We start from the raw sequence: 26,341 nt of genomic DNA on the forward strand, positions 1-26,341 counted from the left end.
GCTCGACCGCATCAGCATGAGCCGCTGGCGAACACCACCGCCGGTACGGTCAGGAACAGAATGCGCAGGTTAAGCACCAGGCTGCGACGACGCAGATAGAGACGATCCATCGCCACGCGCCGGCCATAGCCGGTATTGTTCCGCCCGCTGACCTGCCAAAGACCCGTAATACCCGGCTTCACGCTGCAATAGGCGATGAAATGCCGCCCATAACGCGGGACTTCGGCGGCCACGATCGGCCGCGGGCCAACCAAGCTCATATTCCCAAGAAGAACGTTCACGAACTGGGGAAGCTCATCCAGGCTGCTCTTGCGCAGGAAGCGGCCGAACGGCGTGATGCGGGGGTCCTTAAGTAATTTGTGATGCATCATCCATTCCGCGCGTGCTTCCGGATCGGCCTCCAGCAGTTCCGTGAGCCGGGCTTCCGCATTCACGACCATCGTGCGGAACTTGAAGCACCGAAAATAGGCGCCGCCCTGGCCAACCCGTCGATGGGCGAACAGAATTGGTCCCGGATCGGTGGCGAGTATGACCAGCGCCAGGATGAGCAGCATGGGTGAAAGAAGCACCAGCGCTACGATCGATATAACTATATCCGTAGCGCGTATCGCTATCTGCATGGAGGTCGCCTGACGTCGTACCATCGGCGCTCGATCAATCTTCGACAGGTACACAGTTCCCCCTCTCGCCAGTCCCCCGACGGCGCGTCGTCGAATCATGTTGCGGAGCAATAATAGTAAAAAATGTGTTCAATAAAAAGATGATTCTTAACGTTTCCCCGATTTAAGGCTTTCGTTTGTAAACAGTAATAAACTTATGCTCGCGCAGCACCAAGATGGCCTCCCGCGATTGTGCGCTGCAGCAGTGTCGAATGGCCGCTATGCGACACGCATGCGCCGGAAGCGCGCTTCAATCCTGGCCGGGAAGTGGCAGTCTGCGGGGCGCTCGGCGGATCGGGAATGCGGGGGCTGCCGATTGCGCCTTGGGGGAGGGGATCGGCGAGGGGGCTGCCGCCGGGGATGCCGCGGCCATGGGCGGAGTGCCGCCGGCGCGGGCCGCCTGCGGGCTAGGCTCCGCGCGAGGGGCAGTGCTTGTCGCGATGGCGGGCGCGGCGACGGGCGGCAGCGACAGCGTCGGTACGGGGCCGGGCGTGGCGGTGGGAATGGGTGCCGGTGCCGTTACCGTCAACGGGAATGCGCCATATCGCTGGTGCGGCGCATAGAAGATATGCGTGCCGATCATCGCCACCTTGCGCAGCTCCGGCGCCCAGCGCGCGAAGACATAGGCGGCATGATAATGCGTGGCCTGTCCTACCGATGCGGAAATCGCACCATGCAATGCCGCATTTGCGATCGCCTTTGCGATCAGCCAGCGCCTCGGGATGTGGGGGCGCGCGAGCGACCCATCGCACGCGAAGGTGAATTGGCAGCCGGTGTGGCGTTCGGCACCCTGATACACCACGTCGCAGATCCGCTTGGGAAAGCGGGGGTGGCGCAGGCGATTGAGCACCACCTGGGCGACGGCCCGCTGCCCCGCCACGGATTCGGTGGTGGCTTCATAGTAAATCGCGGCGGTAAGGCATTCCAACCCCTGCTCCAGTTCCGCAGGAGCGAGCCAATTCGCCTGAAAGGGCTGGGCCGGCGGATTGGGCCCTCGATCGAAGGGCAGGGCCTGGTTGCGCGCTCGTGCGGCATCCGGATCGAGGGCCAGGTTCTGATCCGGTAGAAACGATTCGATCGCCGGAAGGGACTCGGCGCCCGTCTGCCCGGTTGCGGGGAGCGATTCCGGCACCGGTGCCAGCAATTCGGCAGGCCCGAAGGAGGAAAGCAGCAATGCCGCTCCCGCGCCGCCGACGATGACGCCAAAGCCGAGAAGGGCAAGCGACGAACGCCGCGCGTGCGAAATCATGCTTTCCGCTCCCCCTTTCCCATATCCTGCCAAGAAGACGCGTACCTGGGCCAGGATCGAGGCGTTCGCAAGTATTAGCGCTGGGCATCGCCGCTGCAGCGATTCTGCGCGCGGTATAAAGACAAGTGTCGCGGCTGCAGCATCGCCGATCGACGAGCGCGATCTGCTGGCACCATGGTGCCGGCGATGCCGCGATCGTGGCGTGTGGGTGAACGGTTTCTGGGCGCGGCGGAGCATCTTCCCGCTGGTCGCGCCGATTGCCGGGCATAGCCCAGCGCCGGGACAGCAGGCAAAGGGCAGAAACCGCGCCGGGACGCGGAATCTTCATCTATTCAAGAAAGTGGTCGGGGAGAGAGGATTCGAACCTCCGGCCCCTGCCTCCCGAAGACAGTGCTCTACCAGGCTGAGCTACTCCCCGACGGAGTCCGGTCTACAATGCTTTCGGGAGCAGACCGGCTTGAGCTTGGAGGCGCGCCTATAAGGGCGGGTTGGGCGAGCCGTCAAGCGTCTCCTTGCGGGGAATGCGGGACGGTGATGATTTTTTTCGCGGCGCGGCGCGGACGGGGTGTCGGTGCCGCGGGCGAGGGGCGACCGGCTTGGGCCCTCACACGCCCCCTTTCGGTCACAGGAAGTTCATAATCCGCGCCTAGCTGCGTCCCCGCGGCGGCCGTAGGGGGAACCGGAATTCAATATCTTGCACCGCGCATTGCTGCGGATTGCACGCCTCCGTCCGCCATAACCAAGCAAAAGAATCCATTCGGGGAAAATCCATGCTGCATCTTGCGCGCACCAAGCGCTGCCTGCTGATCGGCGCCGCCATTGGCGCCCTGTTCACTACCAACATCGCCATGGCCCAGCAGGCCGACGGCAATGACGGGCTGAACGAAATCGTCGTTACCGCGGAACGCCGCCCGGAGAACCAGCAGGACGTGCCGGTTTCCGTAGCCGTGATCCCGGCGAGCCAGGCCCGCGACTATACCGCCTCGGGCGACGACACGCTGCTCGCGCTTTCCGGCAAGGTGCCGGGGCTGTATGTCGAGTCGTCCACCGGCCGCATCTTCCCGCGCTTCTACATCCGCGGCCTGGGCAACGTCGATTTCTACCTCGGCGCATCGCAGCCGGTATCGATCATCCAGGACGATATCGTGCTGGAGCATGTCGTGCTGAAGTCGAACCCGGTGTTCGACGTGAACCAGATCGAAGTGCTGCGCGGCCCGCAGGGCTCGCTGTTCGGCCGCAACACCACTGCCGGCATCATCAAGTTCGACACGATCCGCCCTTCGCAGACCTATGAAGGCCGGGCGACCGCCAGCTATGGCAGCTACAACAGCGTCAATATCGATGCGGGCGTGGGCGGCCCGATCATCCAGGACAAGCTCGCCTTCCGCATTTCCGCGCTGTACCAGCACCGCGACGACTATATCGACAACAGCTATGCCGGCCCCAGTGCCGACGGCACGACGGTGCCGAAGAAGAATGCGGCCGGCGGCTTCAACGAGCGGGACGTGCGCCTGCAACTGCTCGCGACGCCCACGGAGACGCTGTCGATCCTCGCATCGGGCCATGCCCGCTGGTATGACGGCACCGCCACCGTGTTCCGCCGCGGCGCGCTGAACCTGGGTTCGAACAAGATCACCGGCGTGCAGTTCACCAGCGCGCGGTGGGACGAAGGCGCAGACAACCCGCAACGCTATGACACCGCCGGCGGCTCGCTGCACGTCAACTGGGATCTGGGGGGCGTTACGCTGACCTCGATCACGGGATATGAAACGCTGTCGGGCCGCAGCCGCGGCGACACCGATGGTGGCGCGGCTGCCGATTTCGGCAATGCCGGCTTCGGCGAGTCGATGGGGCGCGTGAAGGGGCTCGATCAGTGGACGGAGGAATTCCGTGTCGCCAGCAACGGCGCAGGGCCGCTCAAGTGGCAGGTGGGCGCGATGTATTTCGATTCGCGCGACATCACCGATTTCTACCAGCGCGGCTATTTCCTGACCGGTACGGCGCGGAACCCGAACAACTGGGTACGGCTGCACAACATGAACACCAGCTGGGCGCTGTTCGGGCAGGTCAGCTATGAAATCGCGCCGAAGCTGACGATCACCGCCGGCGGGCGCGTGACCGAGGATACCAAGACCACCGACCTGCTGAAGACCGCCGACACGGCGGCAGGCGTCGTTACCTATACCGGCCGTCGCCATGTGCGCCTGTCCGACACCCAGCCGAGCTGGGATCTGAGCGCGCGCTATGAGATCAACCCGGACGTCAGCGTCTATGCCCGCGTCGCCAAGGGCTTCCGTGGGCCTACGATCCAGGGCCGATCGGCGGTGTTCAACGCGGACTTCACCACCGCGAATTCCGAGAAGATCCTGTCGTGGGAAGCCGGGGTGAAGAGCCAGATCGGCCGCACGCTGCGCTTCAACCTGTCGGGCTTCTACTACACGGTCGACGACATCCAGCTGAACGGCAACGACGCGAACGGCAACGGCGTGCTGCTCAATGCCAACAAGGCCAAGGCCTATGGCATGGAAGCCGATCTCGACTGGCGGCCGGTGCGCAACCTTTCGATCCAGGCGGGCCTGAGCCTGCTGCACAGCGAGATCGACGACAAGAACCTCGAGGCCCAGGTGTGCGCGTTCGGCGGCGCGGTGACCTGCACCGTGCTCGATCCGCTGCGCAAGCAGGGCTCGCTGTTCCTCGCCAAGATCGACGGCAATCCGCTGCCGAACGCGCCGGAATATAATCTGAGCCTTAATGCGCGCTACGATATCCCGCTCGCCAACAGCGGCCGGGTCTTCGTTGCGACCGACTGGAACCTGCAGGGCTACACCAACTTCGTACTCTACGAGACCAAGGAGTTCACCGCGAACGGCAATTTCGAAGGCGGCCTGAAGATCGGGTACGCCGCCCCGAACGATGCGTGGGAACTGGCCGGGTTCGTGCGCAACATCACCAACGAGATGAACCTGAAGGGGGTCATCGAGAATTATCGTGCTGCCGTGCTCAACGAGCCGCGGGTGTTCGGCGTCTCGCTGAGCGGCAAGTTCAAGTAAGCGGATCAGGCCGGCGGCTCTCTCCCGTTCGGAGAGGGCCACTGGCTTTGTGTTGGGGCGATCGCGGTCCAAAACCTCCGTCATTCCCGCGAAGGCGGGAGTCCATTGCCCTGTGCGCCGGGGGCAGGAACCGCGGCATCAGCGCCAATGGATCCCCGCCTTCGCGGGGATGACGATCGGGTTGGCTGGGATGGGATGAGGCTTCCCCGACGAAACGCCAACAGAAAAGGGCCGCCGCGGGTCTCCGCGACGGCCCTTTTTCTTTTACCCGCGCCCGATCAGTTCGACGGCGCCAGCTTGGTGTTCAGCACCCAGCCGACATTGTCGTTCTCGTCGGCGACTTCCCACCACAGGCCGTTCTTGTTGCCGGTGGGATAGACGATCGCGCCGACGGGCAGGGTGCGGATCACCTTGCCGGCGGCAGCGGGGGTGGTGTGCATCGCCACCGGCGCCTGCGCGGTGAAGGTCTTGGCCGGTGCCGCCTGCGCGGTGCCAGCATCGCCCGGCTGCACCAGGCCGAGTTCGTTGACCATCTTCGAATAGGCATCGATGAACGCCAGCGTCACGATGCGGCCGATATCGGTATTGTCATAGCCGCCGCCGACCGCACCCAGGCCGCCGCCGATGAAGCCGACGCCGCCGCCGGCGCCCCAGGAGACGCTGTTCTTCGAGGCATAGCCTTCCTGCGTCGCGATCGTCTCGGTCGTGCGGACGTTGGTGAGCGAGAGGACGGTGTTCGCCTCCATCTTGCGCGACTTGATGCCGCCCAGCAGGCCGCCGATCGGTCCGCCAATGATGCCGCCGGCCGCACCCGCCACGCCGCTGCCGCCCGAGTCGCGGTTCGCGGCCTGCACTTCGGCGACGAGCACATAGTCGGCCGCCTTGATCTGGCCCTGGCCGACGTTCGAGCCGCGCTGGAGGCCGAGATTGCCGCCGATGTTGCGTTCCTTTTCCGCCGCCTGCAGGCCCGAGCCGCGATCGACGAGGTTGAAGCAACCCGAACGCTGCACCAGCACCTTCAGCAGTTTCTGCGGCGGCGCCAGCGAATATTGCGTCCAGCCACGGGGATCGTCGCCATCGACGATCGAGAGCGTGCCGAGCTTGCGCGCGCAATGCGGCACGTCCCGCACCGCCTGTTCCTGGGTGCGCTGCGTCTTGGACGGCTTGCTCTGGGCAAAGGCGGGGACCGCGCCCACGCACAACGCCATCGCGCCGGCCGCGCCGAGCAACTGCTTCATCATCGTACTCTTTCCTCCCTGAACAACCAGCGGGCGCATGTTTTTGGCAACACCGCACCCCGGCCGCGTGCGTAACAGAATCCAGCCCCGCGGCCTAGCGAGCGTGCGGCACCGTACAATCGGGTACTTTGGCTTTTCTCACCAAGCTGCTAACGCGCGCGGAATCATGGCAACCGACATCACCAAGATCCGCAATTTCTCCATCATCGCGCACATCGATCATGGCAAGTCCACGCTTGCCGATCGGTTGATCCAGCGCACCGGCGGCCTGACCGCGCGGGAGATGTCCGAACAAGTCCTGGACAATATGGACATCGAGAAGGAGCGCGGCATCACCATCAAGGCGCAGACGGTGCGCCTGGAGTGGAAGGGCCATGTCCTCAACCTGATGGACACGCCGGGCCATGTCGACTTCGCCTATGAGGTGAGCCGCAGCCTCGCCGCCTGCGAGGGCGCGCTGCTGGTGGTGGACGCGGCGCAGGGCGTCGAAGCGCAGACGCTCGCCAATGTCTACCAGTCGATCGAGCATGACCACGAGATCATTCCCGTGATCAACAAGATCGATCTGCCCTCGGCCGAGCCGGAGAAGGTCCGCGCCGAGATCGAGGACGTGATCGGCCTCGATGCATCGAACGCGGTGCTGGCCAGCGCCAAGGCCGGCATCGGCATCGACGAAATCCTCGACGCGATCGTCGAGCGGATCCCCTCACCCAAGGGCGATCCCGATGCGCCGCTCAAGGCGATGCTGGTCGATAGCTGGTACGATCCGTATCTCGGCGTCGTCATCCTCGTCCGCGTGATCGACGGTTCGATCCGGAAGGGCCAGCAGGTCAAGTTCATGCAGACCGGCACGACCCATCTGGTCGACCGCGTCGGCGCCTTCCGCCCCAAGATCGAGCAACTGCCCGATCTTGGCCCGGGCGAGATCGGCTTCATCACCGCGCAGATCAAGGAAGTGGCGCAGGCGCGCGTCGGCGACACGCTGACCGACGCCAAGAAACCCGCCGCCGAGGCGCTGCCGGGCTTCAAGGAAGTCCAGCCGGTTGTCTTCTGCGGCCTGTTCCCGGTCGACGCCGCCGATTTCGAGAAGCTGCGCGAGAGCATCTCCAAGCTGCGGCTCAACGACGCGTCGTTCAGCTTCGAGATGGAAACCTCGGCCGCGCTCGGCTTCGGCTTCCGCTGCGGCTTCCTCGGCCTGTTGCACCTGGAGATCATCCAGGAGCGGCTGATGCGCGAGTATGACCTCGACCTCATCACCACCGCGCCGAGCGTGGTGTACAAGATGCGCCTGACCAAGGCTGCCGGCGAGGCGGTGGGGCAGGAGATCGAGCTCCACAATCCGGCGGACATGCCCGATCCCAACCGGATCGAGGAGATCGAGGAACCGTGGATCCAGGCGGTCATCTACGTGCCTGACGAATATCTCGGGCCCATCCTCAAGCTGTGCCAGGATCGCCGCGGCATCCAGAAGAACCTCACCTATGTCGGCGGCCGCGCCCAGGTGACCTATGAGCTGCCGCTCAACGAAGTGGTGTTCGACTTCTATGATCGCCTCAAGTCGATCAGCCGCGGCTATGCGAGCTTCGACTATGAGCAGATCGGCCACCGCGCCGGCGACCTCGTCAAGATGAGCATCCTCGTCAACAACGAGCCCGTCGACGCGCTGAGCATGATCGTCCACCGCTCGACCGCCGAGAGCCGCGGCCGCGGCATGTGCGAGCGGCTGAAGGACCTGATCCCGCGCCATCTGTTCAAGATCCCGATCCAGGCGGCGATCGGCGGTAAGGTGATCGCGCGCGAGACGATCGCCGCGCTGCGCAAGGACGTGACCGCGAAATGCTATGGCGGCGACGCCAGCCGCAAGCGCAAGCTTCTGGAAAAGCAGAAGGAAGGCAAGAAGCGGATGCGCGAATATGGCAGCGTGCAGATCCCGCAGGAGGCCTTTATCGCTGCGCTGCGGATGGGCGAGGAGTAAGCCGGCTCAGCCCGCCCGGCGGGGCGGTGCAGCCTCGCGCGCGCGCCTGGCTGCCAGCACGATGGCGGCGGAGCCGAGCAACGCGGTGCCGACGATCGCCGCGACGGCGATCAGGCCGCTGGTGGTGATGCGTGCCTCCAGCGCCGTGCCGGTGCCGATGCGGAGAGTCGCCTGGGCGCCGCTCTCGGCGGCAGGCCGGGCGGCTGGGGAGGATGGCTGAGTCATGGCGTCCTTCTACGCGTCGACGGGCACTGCGTCTCCCCGCGCCGGACGGAACTTCATGCCGATCGCATCGAAGATCAGGTGCGGCACCGCGACGACCGAGAGCAGCTGAAAGGCCAGCGCCGGATCGATGCCGTGTACCAGGTCGACGAAGCGGGGGCTGAGCAGCGCCCAAGCGGCACAGGCGATCAGCGCAAGCGTCGTCGCGGCGACCCGTGGATGCGCATGTCCGATGCCGGCGGTCCCGAATGCATCGAGGATAGCGATGACATGCCGCCGGGAGTGGAGCAGGGCGAAATAGACGGGAAAGGCGATGGTGGGCGGCGCTACCGCCAGCAGCGCCAACGCAGTGCCCTGCGCGGAGGCCCATCGCGGCGATCCGCTCTGCCATGCCATCGCGATCGCGACGGCCGCCACCAGCAGGGCCACGGGCGCCACCAGCGTCACCAGCGCAAGGGCAAGGGCGCCGGTCCCCGGATCGGTCATCGTCGCGAACAGGCGCGAAACCGCCGCAGGTTGCCCCAGCACCGCCGCCGCGATCGGCGCGAGGCCGGCCGCTGTCCGCAGCAGCCGATCCTGCGGCACTTGCCAGTCTTCGGAGAAATGCCAGGCGGCGAGCGCCAGAAAGCCCAGCATCGCCGCGAGCGGCATCAGCCACCATGCCAGCGCCATCACGCCGGCCGCCGCCATATATGCCAGGACGAACAACACCAGCCCGGGGCCGTGCATCCGGAACAGGCGGCGCGCGACAAGCAGGTCATGCCCGCCATGCGGCAATCCACCGGCCAGCATCAGCACCATGCCGGCCTGGGTGACGAGCGGTGTCTCCAGATCCAGCCCGGATGCCAGCGGCAGGACAATACATAGCGCCGCCAGCCAGAACGCGGCAGGCACCGCCCGATCCTGCGCATGTGCGGAGGATCGGGCGGCACCCGCGGGGGAGGGCAGCGCGAGAGGGCTGATGCCGCGCATCGCCTCAGGCGGCGTGCGGCGTGCCGTGTGCTTCGACTTCGGACTTGCGCGCGGCGATCGCGAAGACCAGCAGGCCCACGCCCGCCTTGGCGATAAGATCGGCGATGGTGTATCCGATCTGGATCACCGTCTCCACGTCCGGGCCGGCAAGGTTGGCATAGGGCGCCATATAGACGATCGGGTAGAAGCCCCAGGAGGCGAAGGTCAGCAGGCGGGCCTGCTTCACCAGTCCGCGCACGGCCTCTGGCTGGCGCTCGATCGACTTGCCGAGACCGCTGAACAGTTCCCAGACGATATAGACGAACGGGATTGCCGACAGCGTGCCCCACAGTGCGCGGGTCGGAATGTCACTGGCGATCTCGCCGGGATAACCGAGCACGATCATCAGCGCCGCGGCGAGCCCCAGTCGCCAGCCTTTCTGTACCGTTTCCTCGCGGGTGAGGCGCATCACGAGCACCAGTTCGATCAGCAGCAGCGGCACCGTCAGCAGCCAGTCGACATAGCGATAGGCATCGTTGAAGGCGATCCCGGTCGCCGATACGACGCCGTTCACATAGTGATAGGCGGATTCCCAACTCTCGAAGATCCGCAAGTAATGATAGGCCGCGATCGCGGTCACCAAGCCCGATATCGTCACGGCATTCTTGTACGCCGCCGAAACCTGGGATCGGCCGAACCACAGGAAGATCGTGGTCGCTGCCATCGTGGCGAACGTGAACGAAAATGCATTGTAAATGAGCGAATATTGGAAGGGCGAAACGATTGCGGTTTCCATCAGAAACTCTCCTGTCGTCGCTCTGACAGTACCGAAATACACCCTCAGAACGCAGGATTCCGGGGTCAGGGCGTTGTTGGTGCAAAGGACGCACGATCATACAACTGGAAAATGCAGGAAAAGTGGATCGATACTGCGTAATGCAGTATGATTTTAGACCACGCGTTGCTGCATTTTCGGTGCATCGATTGCGGTAGATTCTAGAAATAATCTACCTGTACATTGGGGATGTTTGAAACCTGTCGCCCCTTGACGATGGGCGATAGCCAGGGTCGGCGCGGGAGCCTGTTTCGGCCGGTCCATGCCACGGGTGGCGAGCTGTGATGGCTGCCGGCCTCTCCGGCGGGGGGGCAGGGGTCAGAAGTTGAAGCGCGCCGAGGCCGCCAGCGTGCGACCCTGCACCGACCCCGGCGCGGTGTAGCAGCGCGCGGATCAGGCCATATCGTGTCCGTTTCAAAGTGTGACATTTTTGCTGATGTTTTGTAAAATTTCCGTCCCGTTTTCCGGCGGTATTGACGTTAACAGGTAATAAACCGTTAATTCTTCCAAGTGCCACCGGTACGCGGTGCTGCACGGAAATGGGGGAATTCATGGCATTACGTAAGGTTTTGCGAATTCTGGCCGCGAGCGCAGCGCTCGGCTGTGCCATTGGTGCGGTCCCTGCGCAGGCACAACTCAAGATCAACCTTATCGACAATGGCGGCGTTACGGGAAGCCAGGCGGAACTCGGCTTCAAGATCGCTGCGGCCTATTGGGAAAGCGTGATCTCGACCAATGTCACGGTGAACCTGGGCGTGGGATACAGCGCGCTCGGCACCGGCATCATCGGTTCGACCGGCAGCACCCGCTACAGCGTGGCGACCGAAGATGTGATCGGCGCGTTGCGCGACGTGGGAAGTTCTGCGCTGGATGCGGCGGCGGTGCTGCCGGGCCTTTCGCAAACCACGTTCAACGATAGCGTCTTCGGCGCGGTGCGCGGCATTTCCATGGTGCGCAACGCGGCGCGCACCGGCAATACGGGGATCAATCTCAACGCCTCGCAATATGATACGTCGATCGGGACGAACAATGTCCGCCTGTCCGTGACCGAGGCCAATCTGAAGGCCCTGGGCTATACCGGCTTCGGCGCGGGCAATGATGCGAACATCACCTTCAGCTCCGCGTTCGCGTTCGATTTCAACCCGATGAACGGCATCTCCGCCGACAGGATGGATTTTATCGGCGTCGCGATCCATGAAATCGGGCACGCGCTGGGCTTCACCAGCGGTGTCGACGTGTACGACCAATATTCCGGCGTCGGCCCGAACGCGACCATCGGCAACGCGCTCAACTGGAACAACCAGACGGCGGGCTCGGTCCTGGATCTGTTCCGCTACAGCAGCGATCCGCGCAACGTTGCGCCCGGCACGGGGCCGGTGCTCGACTGGTCGGTAGGCACGGCCGCCTATTTCTCGCTGGATGGCGGCCTGACCCAGTTCAACGGTCGTTCGCTGATGGCCACTGGTGCCTATAATGGCGATGGCCGGCAGGCGTCGCATTTCAAGGATACGCCCAGCAACCAGGATGGCTGCAACGGGTATAGCCAGATCGGCGTGATGGATCCGACCTTCTGTTACGGCGAAATGGGCGTCATCACCTCGACCGATCTCGCCGCGTTCGATGCGATCGGGTGGAACCTCAACCTCGATGTGCTGAGCAACAGCAACTACACCATCAATTCCACTCAGATCTATCGGGCGATGACGGCGGTGCCGGAACCGATGAGCTGGCTGACGATGCTGTTCGGCTTCGGGATCGCCGGTGCGGTGATCCGGCGTCGTGGCGGGGTGACGATGGCGTTGCGCGCCGCCTGATCCGCTTTCTGGCTAACGGGGGAAGGGCCGGCCGGGGGCAATCGCGCCGGCCCTTTTCCGTTTCGGGGCCGCGTGCCCGGCGCGCTTGACACCCCGGCTGCAACTCGCGAACCCGGAGGCATCCGCTGCAACAGGTGCCTTCGCCCATGTCTCGCCAGATCCCCGCCCTGAGCCGCCGTGCGCTGATCGGGGTGCTTGCCGCGGTGCCGCTCGCGCTGCCGGCCTGCACGGCCGCGCCGCCGCCGCTGGTACTGGCAGCCGCCAGCCTGCAGGAGGCGATGCGCGCCGCGGCCGATGCCTGGGCGCGGATGGGGCATCTTCGCCCGACCCTGTCGTTCGCCGCCTCTTCCGCTCTGGCGCGGCAGATCGTGGCCGGCGCGCCGGCGGATCTCTTCGTGTCTGCCGACATGCCGTGGATGGACGCAGTGGAGAAGGCCGGCCGGATCGTGCCGGGCAGCCGCGCCGTGCTGCTGGGCAATCGGCTGGTGCTCGTGGCTGCGGCGGGGAACCCGCGCACCGTGCCGCTCGATCAGGCCGGGCCGCTGCTCGCGGCGATCGGTGGCGGGCGGCTGGCAATGGCCGATCCGGATGCCGTGCCGGCCGGCATCTATGGCAAGGCCGCGCTGCAGAAGATCGGCGCGTGGGACCGGATCGCGCCGCAGCTGGTGCGCGCCGAAAATGTTCGGGCCGCACTGGCCCTGGTGGAGCGCGGCGCGGTGCCCTTCGGCATCGTTTATGCAACCGACGCGCGGGCATCCACAGCGGTGCGGGTGGCCGGCATGTTCCCGGCCGGCAGCCATCCGCCGATCCTCTATCCGGTCGCTCGTCTGTCCCAGGGGCGGAGCGCCGATGCCGAGGCCTTTCGCCGCTTCCTGCTGAGCCCGGCGGGCAAGGCGATCTTCGCATCCTTTGGCTTCACCCCGCGATGAGGGGGCGGCGATGCTGACGACGGGCGAATGGAGCATCGTCCTCCTCTCGCTGAAGGTGGGGGGCGTGGCGGTGCTCGCGATGTTGCCGATCGCGTTCGCGCTGGCCTGGCTGCTCGCGCGCGTGCGCTTTCCCGGAAAGGTGCTGCTGGATGCGGTGGTGCATCTGCCGCTGGTCGTCCCGCCGGTGGTGACGGGGTGGCTGCTGCTGCTCGCCTTCGCCCCGGCCGGGCCGATCGGACATGTTCTGGGGCGGTGGTTCGGCACGACCGTGCTGTTCCATTGGAGCGGGGCGGCGATCGCCGCTGCGGTGATGGCGCTGCCCCTGATGGTTCGCGCGATCCGGCTGTCGCTGGAGGGCGTGGACCGGCGGCTGGAGCAGGCGGCGCGCAGCCTGGGCGCTTCGCCGATGCGGGCCTTTGCCACGATCACGGTGCCGTTGGCACTGCCGGGGGTGATCGCCGGCCTGATGCTGGGGTTCGCCCGCGCGTTGGGCGAGTTCGGCGCGACAATCACCTTCGTGTCCAATGTGCCGGGCGAGACGCAGACGTTGCCGCTCGCCATCTATGCCGCGTTGCAGGTGCCGGGTGCGGAGGGGCAGGTGCTGCGCCTCGCCGGCATTTCGGTGGCGATCGCGTTCGTCGCGCTGCTGGCATCCGAGGGGATGGCGCGACGGGCGGGGCGGGGCACCCATGTCCTTTGACGTGGATATCCGCCGGCAGCTGGGCGAGGTGGAGATTGCCTGCCGGATCGCCCCTGGCGCGGGCGTGACCGTGCTGTTCGGGCCATCCGGTGCCGGCAAGACGAGCGTGCTCAACATGGTCGCCGGGCTGCTTCGGCCGGACGCGGGGCATATCGGCGTCGATGGATGCACGCTGTTTGATTCCCGCGCGGGGATCGATCTGCGCCCGGAGACGCGGCGCGCCGGATATGTGTTCCAGGAACCACGCCTGTTCCCGCACCTCAGCGTCCGCGCCAACCTTCTCTATGGCCGCCGCAAGGGAGCGGTGATGGACGTGGACGGCGTGATCCAGCTGCTCGGCATCGCCGCCCTGCTGGATCGTTGGCCGCGCACCCTTTCCGGCGGCGAGGCGAAGCGTGTCGCCATCGGCCGGGCGCTTCTGGCGGATCCCCGCTTTCTCCTGCTCGATGAGCCGCTTGCCTCGCTCGATCGGAAGCGGGGGGAGGAGATTCTAGTGCTGCTGGAGCGGCTTCGCGATCAGCTGCGCCTGCCGATCCTGCTGGTGACGCACGATCGCGGCGAGGCGGAACGGCTGGGGGATCGCATCGTCGCCTTCGGCTGATGGGCCGGCGGCCGGCTCCCGGTCAGGCCCACATGGCATCTTGCTCCAGGACGGCCGCGCTGCGGGCGCGGCTGCGGGGAGTGGGGGATGGGTACCGTTCCGCCCCATGCTCGGTGCGGAACTTCTCGGCGCGATCGGCGAGCTCGGCGACCTCCGCCATCAGGTTGCGGGCAGCAGCCGATGTCTCTTCCACCATCGCCGCATTCTGCTGGGTCGACAGGTCCATGGTGCGAATGGAATCGGTCAGGCGCGAGAGCGCTTCCGACTGCATCCGATTGTCGTCGGCGACCTTGGCGAGCAGATGGTGGACCGACTGGGCATTTTCCGAGATTTCGGTGAAGGCGCCGTCGACATCCTCGACCGCCGAGACCGCCGTACCGATTTCGACCTGGGTGACGGTCAACTGATCGCGGGCGCGACCGGCCTCCTCCTCGGCCCGCATCGCCAATGCCGAGACGAGATCGGCAACGACGGCAAAGCCGCGACCGGCTTCCCCGGCCCGGCCGGCCTCGACGGCCGCGTTCATCGCGAGCACGCGCGTCTGGAAGGCGATCTTGTCGAGGCCTTCGATGACCGCGTCGATACCCTTGGCGCTATCCGAGACGCGGCTCATCGCGGTGACGGCATTGCTCACCCGGCTGCGACCGGCGGTGACGGCATCCATCGTCTGGTTGGCGCGGGTGACCGTTCCGGCGGTCGCGTCCAGCGACGTCTTGAGCCGGCTGTCGATCTCGCCCACGGCATGGGCGGTGCTTTCCAGGCTGGCTGCATTGCATTCGGTGCGCTTCGCCAGATCCTCCGAGGCGGCGGCGATCTCGCTCGATCCCTGGCGCAGCGCGGCTGCGCCGCTGCGAACCGAGCCGATCAGCCCGCGCAGGCTGTCGATCGCCGCATTGAAGTCGCGCTTCAGCCGGTCGAACGGCCCGATCAATTCAGCATCGATGCTGGTGGTGACGTCGCCTTCGGCAAGCCGTTGCAGGCCGCTGCCGATCGTCTGCACGATGAGGTCGGTGTTGGCGTTCTTCGCCTCTTCGGCGCGGACGACATGTTCGTTGAACTTGTCGATCGCGCGGGCCAGTTCGCCAAGTTCGTCCTGACGCTCGGTTTCGGGCAGGGCGGCGGGGGCGCCGGGTTCCATGCCCTTCACTATATCCGCCAGGCAGGCCAGGGGCGCGACGAGCTTGCGGCGGACTATGCGGGCAAGGAACATTGCGCCGCCCACCGCCATGGCGAGCGTGGCGACGAGCAGGCCGATGGCGATGAGGCCAAGCCACGCGCCGTTTCGCGCGGTGCGTTGGGAATAGGTCTCGATCGCGTCCGAGGCCTTGCTCATCGATTGCTCAAGGGCTGAAAACTGCGTCATGAAATCGGGCAGGCTGCGCTTGGCCGCGTCGGGGTTGGGCCCGGCGGTCGCCACGATCTGCTTGGCGGCATTGGCATAGGCGGTCAGCGGCGCAGCGATCCCCGTCACCGTCGCCTCCACCGCCGCATTCCCCCGAAAGCCGGAATTCTCCGCGATCATCGATCGCAGCAGATCGAGATGTTCGCCGAGATCCTTCTCGGCGTCCTCGCGACGGAGCCCCATCGACGGATCGGCTGCGGCGAGCGCGGCAAGCACATCGCTGCGGACCGCATCGTGCATCATATCCGCTTCCATATGGTTGCGGAGCAGGGCGGCGGCCTCTGCCTGGCGATCCAGTGCACCGGACAATTGCCATGCGGCGACGATGCCGGTGCCGCCGCTGAGGAAGAAAAGTGCGATGACCGCGCCTGTTAGCTTACGACTTGACTGAGAAATCGACGACAAGGTGATGCTCCTGGTACGCGGTTTCCCCCCAACCAAAAATCCAATCCTCCAGCAAAATTATAGCAAAGAATCCCTTAGGCGGGCGTGGACGCCTAAATATGAATGCAAGGGGTGATGGGATGCTTTGTGATGAAGCGAGTTCTGCTTGCCCTGACGTCGGCTCTATTGGGTGCGACCTCCGCCCATGCGCAGTCGGCGGTGGAATTGCACGCCTCCGAAACGATTGACCTGCTTTCTGCCGTGCGCGGCAGCGTGGACAACCGCGCCTATTTGTTCGACGATCTTCGGGTTACGGCGGACCTGGACCTGGAAAGGCTGCTCGGCTGGCGGGGGGCGAGCGCGCATGTGCAAGTGATGAACAATCTCGGCGGGTCGCCCAACAACAGCATCGGCACCTTGCAGGGGGTGGACAATATCGAAGTGACCAGCCACCGCTTCCGCCTGTACGAGGCATGGGTGGAGCACCCGCTCGGCGCGCGGACCAGCGTGCGCGCGGGCCTGTACGATCTGAACAGCGAGTTCTACGTGAACGGGGCGGCGGGCTTGCTGATCGGGCCGGCCTTCGGCGTCGGCTCCGAACTTTCGGCAACCGGCGTAAACGGGCCGTCCATCTTCCCCTCGACGTCGCTGACGGTGCGGGTGGAACATCGCGTGGGCAAGGCCGGCTATGTCCGTGCCGCCCTGCTCAATGCCACGGCGGGTTGCCCAGGCGAGCCGGCAGGCGTGGCTTTTCACTTGCGCAATGGCGTGATCGGCATCGGGGAAGTGGGCTTGGAGCCGGACGGGGCGAAGCTGGCATTCGGTTACTGGCGCTACAGCAAGCGGCAGGAGGATTTCACCGAGACGGATGCGGAAGGTAATCCGCTGCTCCGGCGGAGCCATGGCGCCTATGTGGTGGCCGAACTGCGGCTGACCGGTGGCGAGGACCGGCGGACGCTGACGCTGTTCGGGCGGGCAGGCATCTCGGAGGGCAAGACCACACCCTATCAGGGAGGCTGGCAGGCCGGCGTCCTGATCGAGCGACTGCTGCCGGGGCGGCCGGATTCGGCCCTGTCCATCGGCGTCAACCAGGCGGTGACGACCCGCGGCTATCGCTCCGTCCTCGCAGGCGAGGGGTTGCCGGCAGCGCGGGCGGAGAGTGCGCTGGAAGTCACCTATTCGGATCGGATCGCCCGCTGGCTGACGGTGCAGCCGGACCTGCAGCTGGTCTTCGACCGCGGCGGGGTGCGTAAGGCGCCGACGACCATGGTGGCCGCGCTGCGAACCCGCATCGCCTTCTGATCGCCGCAACCACCCGGAAGGGCGCCGCAGCCACCGACGGTTCCCATGGAAAGAAAAAGCCGCCGCCCGGCATGCCGAGCGGCGGCTTTTCTGTTGCTAGGTCCGGTCAGGCGGAGAGCCCCCAAACGGGGCGGATCACTCCGCCTCGTTCAGATACTCGCCGGCATCCGCGTCGGTGCCGTGGCCCGAAGGGGTCACTTCCGCCAGCGGATCGCTGCCGGTGCCGGCCGCGTCGCGCGGGCTGCGAGCCAGTTCGGCGGCATGCTCTTCCGCAGCGCTGGCCGGTGCAATCAGCGACACTTCCTGCATCCGGCGCTGGGCGACGCGGAGCGCCGCATCGCGCGAGGAGGCGGCGACGCGCAGACGGTTCATGCCCGCGCCGGTACCGGCGGGGATGAGACGGCCGACGATCACATTCTCCTTCAGGCCCTGCAGCGTGTCCATCTTGCCCTGGACGGCTGCCTCGGTGAGCACGCGGGTGGTTTCCTGGAACGACGCCGCCGAGATGAAGCTGCGGGTCTGCAGCGACGCCTTGGTGATGCCGAGCAGGATCGGCTTGCCCATCGCGGGCTGCTGGCCCGGCTGGAGCTTCGCGTTGTGCTCGTCCATCTCGTCGCGATCGACCTGTTCGCCCGCCAGCAGCGTGGTGTCGCCGCCGTCGGTGATCTCGACCTTCTGCAGCATCTGGCGAACGATCACCTCGATGTGCTTGTCGTTGATCTTCACGCCCTGCAGTCGATAGACTTCCTGGATTTCGCTGACCAGATATTCGGCCAGCGGCTCGATGCCGAGCACTTCCAGAATGTCGTGCGGATCCGGCGAACCGCCGATCAGGTTGTCGCCACGCTTGACGTAGTCGCCTTCCTGAACGTCGATCACCTTCGACTTCGGGACCAGATATTCCACGACCTCGCCGCCGTCCTCCGGCTGGATGCCGATCTTGCGCTTGGCCTTATAGTCCTTGCCGAACACCACGCGGCCCGAGACCTTCGCGATGATGGCATTTTCCTTGGGCTTGCGCGCTTCGAACAGCTCGGCGACGCGCGGCAGACCGCCGGTGATGTCGCGGGTCTTGGCGGACTCGCGCGCCACACGGGCAAGCACGTCACCGCCCTGCACCGTCGCACCATCCTCGACCGAGATCACCGCGCCCGGCGCCAGCATGTAGCGGGCGGCTTCGGCGGCAGCTTCGCCGGTGAGGGTCAGGCGAGGACGGAGATCCTCCTTCTTGCCCGCACCGCGATATTCGGTGACGACGCGCTGGGCGATGCCCGTCGCTTCGTCGACCTGCTCGGTCATGGTCTTGCCTTCGATGACGTCCTGATACTTCACGACACCACCGGTTTCGGTGATCACCGGCATGGTGAACGGATCCCATTCGGCCATGCGATCGCCCGCGCTGACCAGATGGCCATCGTCGAACATCACATAGGCGCCGTACGGGATCTTGTGCACGGCCAGCTCGCGGCCATCCATGTCCATGATCGCGATCTCGCCCGAGCGGCTGAGCACCACGCGACGGCCGCGCTGATCCTCGATCAGGCGCAGATCGCGGAACTCGGCCTTGCCGTCCACGGGGGCTTCGAGGTTCGACTGCTCGTTGAGCTGCGCCGCGCCGCCGATGTGGAAGGTACGCATGGTCAGCTGCGTGCCCGGCTCGCCGATCGACTGCGCCGCGATGACGCCCACCGCTTCGCCGATGTTCACCGGGGTACCGCGGGCGAGGTCACGCCCGTAGCACTTGGCGCACACGCCGAGCTTGGCTTCGCAGACCAGCGGGCTGCGGATCTTCACCGCCGGCACGCTGAGCGCTTCGATCTGGGCGATCATCGCTTCGTCGAGCAGCGTGCCGATCGGAATCGCCACCTCGCCCGTTTTGGCATCGATGATGTCCTCGGCCGTGGTGCGGCCCAGGATGCGTTCGCCGAGCGACGCGATCACCGAACCGCCCTGGACGATCGCCTTCATCTCGAGCGCGCGCTCGGTGCCGCAATCGATCTCCATGACGACGCAGTCCTGCGACACGTCGACCAGACGACGGGTGAGGTAGCCCGAGTTCGCCGTCTTCAACGCGGTATCCGCGAGGCCCTTACGCGCGCCGTGGGTCGAGTTGAAGTATTCAAGAACGGTCAGACCTTCCTTGAAGTTCGAGATGATCGGCGTTTCGATGATCTCGCCCGACGGCTTGGCCATCAGGCCGCGCATGCCGGCAAGCTGCTTGATCTGCGCCGCCGAACCACGGGCACCCGAATGGGCCATCATGTAGATGGCGTTGTCGGGCATCTGCCGTCCGGTCGCCTCGTCGAACTTCACGGACTTGATCTCGTCCATCATCGCCGCGGCCACCTGGTCGCCGCAACGGCTCCAGGCGTCGATCACCTTGTTGTACTTTTCCTGCTGGGTGATCAGGCCGTCCTGATACTGCTGCTCATAATCCTTCACGAGCGCACGGGTCTCGTCGACCAGGCCGATCTTGGCGTCCGGGATGATCATGTCGTCCTTGCCGAACGAGATGCCGGCCTTGAACGCGTTGCGGAAGCCGAGGCTCATGATCGCGTCGGCGAACAGCACCGTCTCCTTCTGGCCGGTGTGACGATAGACCTCGTCGATCACGTCGCCCACGTCCTTCTTGGTGAGCAGGCGATTGACGACGTCGAACGGCACCTTGTGGCTCTTCGGCAGGCACTCGCCGAGCAGCATGCGGCCCGGCGTGGTCTGGTAACGCTTGAGGTATTGGTTGCCGTTCTCGTCGGTCTGCGGCACGCGGCTGGTGATCTTGGTGTGCAGCGTCACCGCGCCGGCGTTGAGGGCCTGGTGCACCTCCGCCATGTCGGCCAGCAGCATCCCCTGGCCCGGCTCGTTCTCCTTCTCCATCGTGATGTAGTAGAGACCGAGGACCATGTCCTGCGACGGCACGATGATCGGCTTGCCGTTCGCGGGGCTCAGGATGTTGTTGGTCGACATCATCAGGACGCGCGCTTCCAGCTGCGCCTCGAGGCTCAGCGGAACGTGGACGGCCATCTGGTCACCGTCGAAGTCGGCGTTGAACGCCGAGCAGACCAGCGGGTGGAGCTGGATCGCCTTGCCTTCGATCAGCACCGGCTCGAACGCCTGGATGCCCAGACGGTGGAGCGTCGGCGCGCGGTTCAGCAGCACCGGGTGCTCGCGGATCACTTCGTCCAGGATGTCCCAGACTTCCTTGCGCTCCTTCTCGACCCACTTCTTCGCCTGCTTCAGGGTCATCGAGAGACCCTTGGCGTCGAGACGGGCATAGATGAACGGCTTGAACAGCTCGAGCGCCATCTTCTTCGGCAGGCCGCACTGGTGCAGCTTGAGTTCCGGACCGGTCACGATGACCGAACGGCCCGAATAGTCGACGCGCTTGCCGAGCAGGTTCTGACGGAAGCGGCCCTGCTTGCCCTTGAGCATGTCGGACAGCGACTTGAGCGGACGCTTGTTCGCACCGGTGATGGTGCGGCCGCGGCGGCCATTGTCGAACAGCGCGTCGACGGCTTCCTGCAGCATGCGCTTTTCGTTGCGGACGATGATGTCCGGCGCGCGCAGTTCCATCAGCCGCTTGAGGCGGTTGTTACGGTTGATCACGCGGCGATACAGATCGTTCAGATCCGAGGTCGCGAAGCGGCCGCCGTCCAGCGGCACCAGCGGGCGCAGCTCGGGCGGGATCACCGGCACGACGTCCAGGATCATCCATTCCGGGCGGTTGCCGGATTCGATGAAGCTCTCGACGACCTTCAGGCGTTTGATGATCTTCTTCGGCTTCAGCTCGGACTTGGTGACCGCCAGTTCTTCCAGCAGCTCCTTGCGCTCGCCTTCGAGGTCGAGATCCATGAGCATGATCTTGACCGCTTCGGCGCCGATGCCGGCCGAGAAGGCGTCCTCGCCATATTCATCCTGCGCGTCGAGCAGTTCGTCCTCGGTGAGGAGCTGGAACTTCTCGAGCGGGGTGAGGCCCGGCTCGGTGACGATGTAGCTCTCGAAGTACAGCACGCGCTCGAGCTGCTTCAGCTGCATGTCGAGCAGCAGGCCGATGCGGCTCGGCAGCGACTTCAGGAACCAGATGTGCGCAACCGGCGCGGCCAGTTCGATATGGCCCATGCGCTCGCGGCGGACCTTCGAGACGGTCACTTCCACGCCGCACTTTTCGCAGACGATGCCCTTGTACTTCATGCGCTTGTACTTGCCGCACAGGCACTCGTAATCCTTGATCGGACCGAAGATGCGCGCGCAGAACAGGCCGTCACGCTCGGGCTTGAACGTGCGATAGTTGATCGTCTCGGGCTTCTTGATCTCGCCGAACGACCAGCTGCGGATACGGTCCGGCGACGCGATCCCGATCTGGATCTGGTCGAAGGTTTCCGGCTTGGCGAGCGGGTTCGCGAAGTTGGTAAGTTCGTTCATTTCTTCACTCCATCGCCCTTCCGCGTACGGAAGGGGCTAGGGGAGGGGATGTCTCTCATCGGAAGGCGGCTGGCCGCCCCTCCATCCCGGGGGAAGGAGGGGCGCCGGTCCCTTACTCCGCGGCGATCTGCACGCCGTCGTCGTCGAAGCCGAGTTCGGCTGTCTTCAACTCGACGTTCAGGCCCAGCGAGCGCATTTCCTTGACGAGCACGTTGAAGCTCTCCGGGATGCCGGCCTCGAAGGTGTCGTCGCCCTTGACGATCGCTTCGTAGACCTTGGTGCGGCCGACCACGTCGTCGGACTTCACCGTCAGCATTTCCTGGAGCGTGTACGCCGCGCCATAGGCCTGGAGCGCCCACACTTCCATTTCACCGAAGCGCTGGCCACCGAACTGCGCCTTACCGCCCAGCGGCTGCTGGGTGACGAGGCTGTACGGCCCGATCGAACGCGCGTGGATCTTGTCGTCGACCAGGTGGTGTAGCTTGAGGACGTACTTGTACCCCACCGTCACCTTGCGATCGAACGCCTCGCCCGTGCGGCCGTCGAACAGCGTCACCTGGCCGGATTCGTCCAGGCCCGCCATCCGCAGCATCGCCGAAACGTCGGCTTCCACCGCGCCGTCGAACACCGGGGTGGCCATCGGCACGCCCGAGCGGACGTTCTGCGCCAGGTCGACCAGCTGCTCGGTCGAGCGGCGATCCAGCTCGGCCTTGTAGTTGTCGCCATAGACGGTGCCGAGCAGCTCCTTCACCGCTTCCGGCGCTTCGCCGGCCTGCGGGTTCGGGTTGGCTGCACGCCACGCATCGAGCGCGTCGCCGATCTTCCGGCCCAGGCCGCGCGCGGCCCAGCCCAGATGGGTCTCGAAGATCTGCCCGACGTTCATGCGGCTCGGCACGCCCAGCGGGTTGAGCACGAAGTCGACCGGCGTACCGTCCTCGAGGAACGGCATGTCTTCCTGCGGCAGGATGCGGCTGATGATGCCCTTGTTGCCGTGGCGGCCGGCCATCTTGTCGCCCGGCTGCAGCTTGCGCTTCACCGCGACGAACACCTTGACCATCTTCAGCACGCCCGGCGGCAGCTCGTCGCCCCGCTCCAGCTTCTCGCGGCGGTCTTCGAACTTGTCCTTGATGCGCTTCACGGCCTCGTCATACTGGCCCTTCACCGCTTCCAGGTTGCCCTGCATGGCATCGTCCTGCACCGCGAAGCGCCACCATTCGTGGCGGTCGACGCTGTCGAGCAGTTCCTCGTCGATCGTGACGCCCTTCTTCAGGCCCTTCGGTGCAGCCGTCGCGACCTGACCCAGCAGCATCTCGCGCAGACGCGACCAGGTCGCGCGGTTGAGGATGTTGCGTTCGTCGTCGGCGTCCTTGCGCAGACGCTCGATTTCCTCGCGCTCGATCGCCAGGGCACGCTCGTCCTTGTCGATGCCGTGACGGTTGAACACGCGCACGTCGACGATCGTGCCCGAAACGCCCGGCGGCAGACGCAGCGAGGTGTCGCGCACGTCGCTGGCCTTTTCGCCGAAGATGGCGCGGAGGAGCTTTTCTTCCGGCGTCATCGGGCTTTCGCCCTTGGGCGTGATCTTGCCGACCAGGATGTCGCCCGGCTCCACTTCGGCACCGACATAGACGATGCCCGCTTCGTCGAGGTTGCGCAGCGCTTCCTCGCCGACATTCGGGATGTCGCGGGTGATGTCTTCCGGCCCGAGCTTGGTGTCGCGCGCCATCACTTCGAACTCATCGATGTGGATCGACGTGAACACGTCGTCCTTCACGATGCGCTCGTTGATCAGGATCGAGTCCTCGTAGTTGTAGCCGTTCCAGGGCATGAACGCGACGAGCACGTTGCGGCCCAGCGCCAGCTCGCCGAACTCGGTCGACGGGCCGTCGGCGATCACGTCGCCGGCCTGCACGATGTCGCCCACCTTCACCAGCGGACGCTGGTTGATGCAGGTCGACTGGTTCGAGCGCTGGAACTTCATCAGCGTATAGATGTCGACGCCGCTCTCGCTGGCATCGACGTCACCCGTCGCGCGGACCACGATACGGGTCGCGTCGACCTGGTCGACCACGCCCGAACGCTTGGCGGCGATCGCGGCGCCGGAGTCGCGGGCCACGGTCGCTTCCATGCCGGTGCCGACGAAGGGCGCTTCCGCCTTCACCAGCGGCACGGCCTGGCGCTGCATGTTCGAGCCCATCAGCGCGCGGTTCGCGTCGTCCTTCTCGAGGAAGGGGATCAGCGACGCGGCGACCGAAACGAGCTGCTTCGGCGACACGTCCATCAGCGTCACCTGATCGCGCAGTGCCATCAGGAATTCGCCGCCTTGGCGGGCCGAGACGAGATCGTCGACGAACGCGCCGGTCTCGTCGAGCTCGGCCGATGCCTGCGCGATCGTGTGCTTCTGCTCTTCCATCGCCGACAGATAGACGACCTCGTTGGTCACCTTGCCGTCGATGATCTTGCGGTACGGCGTCTCGATGAAGCCGTACTTGTTGACGCGGCTGAAGGTAGCCAGCGAGTTGATCAGACCGATGTTCGGGCCTTCCGGCGTTTCGATCGGGCAGATACGGCCATAATGGGTCGGGTGAACGTCGCGGACTTCGAAGCCTGCGCGCTCACGGGTGAGACCGCCCGGCCCGAGCGCCGAGACGCGACGCTTGTGCGTCACTTCGGAGAGCGGGTTGGTCTGGTCCATGAACTGCGACAGCTGCGACGAACCGAAGAACTCGCGCACCGCGGCGACCGCGGGCTTGGCGTTGATCAGGTCGTTCGGCATCACCGTCGACACGTCGACCGACGACATGCGCTCCTTCACGGCGCGCTCCATGCGGAGCAGGCCGACGCGATACTGGTTCTCCAGCAGCTCGCCCACCGAACGGACGCGGCGGTTGCCGAGATTGTCGATGTCGTCGACTTCGCCCTTGCCGTCCTTCAGGTTCACGAGCGTCTTGACGACCTCGAGAATGTCCTCGGTGCGCAGCGTCGTCACGGTGTCGGGCGTGTCGAGGCCGAGGCGCATGTTCAGCTTCACGCGGCCCACGGCCGAGAGGTCGTAGCGCTCCGGATCGAAGAACAGGCCGGCGAACAGCGATTCCGCGGTCTCGAGCGTCGGCGGTTCGCCGGGGCGCATCACGCGATAGATGTCGGACAGTGCCTGTTCGCGCTCTTCGGCCTTGTCGACCTTGAGCGTGTTGCGGATCCACGGACCGGTGGTGACGTGATCGATGTCGAGCAGTTCGAGGCGGTCGATGCCCGCCTTGTCGAGCTTTTCGAGATTCTCGGCCGAGACTTCGTCGCCGGCTTCGATGTAGATTTCGCCGGTCGCCTCGTTGATCAGGTCATAGGCGCTGTAGCGGCCGAAGATTTCCTCGGTCGGGATCAGCAGCGTTGCCAGACCGTCCTTCGCGGCCTTGTTCGCGGCGCGCGGGCTGATCTTCTGGCCGGCGGGGAACACGACTTCGCCCGATGCCGCATCGACGATGTCGAACATCGGCTTCTGGCCGCGCCAGTTTTCCGCCTGGAACGGGATCTGCCAGCCGTTCGGGCCGCGGACATAGGTCACGCGGTTGTAGAACTGGTTGAGGATCTCTTCCGAATTCAGGCCCAGCGCATAGAGCAGGCTGGTGACCGGCAGCTTGCGCTTGCGGTCGATACGGACGTTGACGATGTCCTTCGCGTCGAACTCGAAGTCCAGCCACGAACCACGATACGGGATCACGCGGGCGGCGAAGAGATACTTGCCCGAAGCGTGCGTCTTGCCGCGGTCATGGTCGAACAGCACGCCCGGCGAGCGGTGCATCTGGCTGACGATGACGCGCTCGGTGCCGTTGATGAAGAAGGTGCCGTTCTCGGTCATGAGCGGCATGTCGCCCATGTACACGTCCTGCTCCTTGATATCGAGCACCGACCGGGCTTCCGTATCGGGATCGACCTCGAACACGATGAGGCGGAGGGTAACGCGCATCGGCGCCGCATAGGTGATGCCGCGCTGGCGGCACTCGTCCACGTCGAACTTCGGATCCTCGAGCTCGTAGGTCACGAAGTCGAGCTCGGCGGTGCCGGCGAAGTCGCGGATCGGGAACACGCTGCGGAGCGTCTTCTCGAGGCCGGAGACATAGCCGATCGAGGGATCGGACCGCAGGAACTGTTCGTAGGATTCGCGCTGAACCTCGATCAGGTTCGGCATCTGCACCACTTCGTGGATGTCGCCGAACACCTTGCGGATGCGGCGCTTCAGCGTGCCGCCCTCGATTGCCTTGGTAGCCATAGGTGTGTGTTGCCTCGTCAGCCGTAAACTCGGTGCCCCTGTCCGGGAGCCAGGACGTGCAAAGCGACGCCGAAAGGCCGCACGACCCCCGGTTCCGGGATTCGGCAGCTTCGAGGCGTCTGGCAAGCCGTTCCGATCCATGCGTGCGGTACGCTGCGCGACGGCGTACCATTTCCCGATCGAAGGGCCAGAGCGGGGATATAGGGGGGTGGGCGGGGGATGTCAAAGGGGTGCCGGCCGAGGAACGTGCGGTGTCGCCGCTGCGTGCGGGGTCGAAATCGGAGTTGAAAGCGCCCGCAACAAATCTGTCGCGGGTGCGCCGCGAAGGCTTAACAATCGGCGGC

Annotated in this window: 16 protein-coding genes and 1 tRNA gene; 7 read left to right on the top strand and 10 right to left on the bottom strand. The window is 65.3% G+C overall.

The window, feature by feature from the left end; all coding sequences use genetic code 11:
* Nucleotides 1-11: 11 nt before the first annotated feature.
* The 3 genes from DD559_RS14930 to DD559_RS14940 form a co-directional block, all read right to left on the bottom strand.
* Nucleotides 12-644, bottom strand: a complete 633-nt coding sequence (locus tag DD559_RS14930; RefSeq protein WP_116469890.1) for a sugar transferase — start codon at nt 642-644, stop codon at nt 12-14.
* Nucleotides 645-909: 265 nt separating this feature from the next.
* Nucleotides 910-1,908 (bottom strand): cell wall hydrolase, encoded by a 999-nt coding sequence (locus tag DD559_RS14935; protein ID WP_116469891.1) that lies wholly within the window; start codon nt 1,906-1,908, stop codon nt 910-912.
* Between the two features lie 341 nt (nt 1,909-2,249).
* Nucleotides 2,250-2,326, bottom strand: a tRNA-Pro gene (locus tag DD559_RS14940).
* Nucleotides 2,327-2,678: 352 nt separating this feature from the next.
* Here DD559_RS14940 and DD559_RS14945 point away from each other — a divergent pair.
* Entirely contained in the window at nt 2,679-4,958 is a 2,280-nt protein-coding gene (locus DD559_RS14945) for a TonB-dependent receptor (protein WP_116469892.1), read from the top strand.
* A gap of 278 nt (nt 4,959-5,236) precedes the next feature.
* Here the strand turns inward: DD559_RS14945 and DD559_RS14950 are convergent, their stop codons facing one another.
* A complete protein-coding gene (locus tag DD559_RS14950; protein WP_116469893.1) occupies nt 5,237-6,199 on the bottom strand; it encodes a CsgG/HfaB family protein in 963 nt (320 codons plus the stop codon).
* 163 nt (nt 6,200-6,362) lie between these two features.
* Between DD559_RS14950 and lepA the strand changes: the two genes are divergently transcribed.
* On the top strand, nt 6,363-8,171 hold the full coding sequence (gene lepA / locus DD559_RS14955; RefSeq protein ID WP_116469894.1) for a translation elongation factor 4: 1,809 nt from the start codon (nt 6,363-6,365) through the stop codon (nt 8,169-8,171).
* A gap of 6 nt (nt 8,172-8,177) precedes the next feature.
* Here lepA and DD559_RS14960 read toward each other — a convergent pair whose 3' ends face one another.
* The 3 genes from DD559_RS14960 to DD559_RS14970 form a co-directional block, all read right to left on the bottom strand.
* On the bottom strand, nt 8,178-8,396 hold the full coding sequence (locus DD559_RS14960) for a hypothetical protein (protein ID WP_116469895.1): 219 nt from the start codon (nt 8,394-8,396) through the stop codon (nt 8,178-8,180).
* A gap of 9 nt (nt 8,397-8,405) precedes the next feature.
* Complete coding sequence (locus DD559_RS14965; RefSeq protein ID WP_240610280.1) at nt 8,406-9,287, bottom strand: Brp/Blh family beta-carotene 15,15'-dioxygenase; 882 nt, start codon at nt 9,285-9,287, stop codon at nt 8,406-8,408.
* 82 nt (nt 9,288-9,369) lie between these two features.
* Nucleotides 9,370-10,140: a bacteriorhodopsin-like gene (locus DD559_RS14970; protein WP_116469897.1), complete on the bottom strand. Its 771-nt coding sequence runs from the start codon at nt 10,138-10,140 to the stop codon at nt 9,370-9,372.
* Nucleotides 10,141-10,730: 590 nt separating this feature from the next.
* Between DD559_RS14970 and DD559_RS14975 the strand changes: the two genes are divergently transcribed.
* The 4 genes from DD559_RS14975 (at nt 10,731) to DD559_RS14990 (ending at nt 14,223) form a co-directional block, all read left to right on the top strand.
* Nucleotides 10,731-11,993, top strand: coding sequence for an NF038122 family metalloprotease (locus tag DD559_RS14975; protein WP_206364508.1), 1,263 nt, complete (start codon nt 10,731-10,733; stop codon nt 11,991-11,993).
* Between the two features lie 146 nt (nt 11,994-12,139).
* The gene (modA, locus tag DD559_RS14980; RefSeq protein WP_116469898.1) at nt 12,140-12,922 is read left to right on the top strand and encodes a molybdate ABC transporter substrate-binding protein; all 783 of its coding nucleotides are present in this window, start codon (nt 12,140-12,142) and stop codon (nt 12,920-12,922) included.
* Between the two features lie 10 nt (nt 12,923-12,932).
* Nucleotides 12,933-13,622, top strand: a complete 690-nt coding sequence (modB, locus tag DD559_RS14985; protein ID WP_116469899.1) for a molybdate ABC transporter permease subunit — start codon at nt 12,933-12,935, stop codon at nt 13,620-13,622.
* A complete protein-coding gene (locus tag DD559_RS14990; protein WP_116469900.1) occupies nt 13,612-14,223 on the top strand; it encodes an ATP-binding cassette domain-containing protein in 612 nt (203 codons plus the stop codon). The genes modB and DD559_RS14990 overlap by 11 nt, the downstream gene beginning before the upstream one ends.
* Before the next feature lie 22 nt (nt 14,224-14,245).
* Here the strand turns inward: DD559_RS14990 and DD559_RS14995 are convergent, their stop codons facing one another.
* Nucleotides 14,246-15,880, bottom strand: a complete 1,635-nt coding sequence (locus DD559_RS14995) for a methyl-accepting chemotaxis protein (protein ID WP_438270423.1) — start codon at nt 15,878-15,880, stop codon at nt 14,246-14,248.
* Between the two features lie 279 nt (nt 15,881-16,159).
* On the opposite strand from DD559_RS14995, the gene DD559_RS15000 reads away from it, so the two are divergent.
* Nucleotides 16,160-17,311 (top strand): carbohydrate porin, encoded by a 1,152-nt coding sequence (locus DD559_RS15000; protein ID WP_240610282.1) that lies wholly within the window; start codon nt 16,160-16,162, stop codon nt 17,309-17,311.
* 135 nt (nt 17,312-17,446) lie between these two features.
* Here the strand turns inward: DD559_RS15000 and rpoC are convergent, their stop codons facing one another.
* Together rpoC and rpoB are read right to left on the bottom strand one after the other, a co-directional pair.
* Nucleotides 17,447-21,730 carry a DNA-directed RNA polymerase subunit beta' gene (gene rpoC / locus DD559_RS15005; protein WP_116469902.1) on the bottom strand — a complete coding sequence of 1,428 codons (4,284 nt, stop codon included), beginning with the start codon at nt 21,728-21,730 and terminating at the stop codon, nt 17,447-17,449.
* Nucleotides 21,731-21,842: 112 nt separating this feature from the next.
* Nucleotides 21,843-25,997 (bottom strand): DNA-directed RNA polymerase subunit beta, encoded by a 4,155-nt coding sequence (rpoB, locus tag DD559_RS15010; RefSeq protein WP_116469903.1) that lies wholly within the window; start codon nt 25,995-25,997, stop codon nt 21,843-21,845.
* Nucleotides 25,998-26,341 lie beyond the last annotated feature (344 nt).

The sequence above is a fragment of the Sphingomonas pokkalii genome (assembly GCF_003096275.1).
Lineage (GTDB): Bacteria > Pseudomonadota > Alphaproteobacteria > Sphingomonadales > Sphingomonadaceae > Sphingomonas > Sphingomonas pokkalii.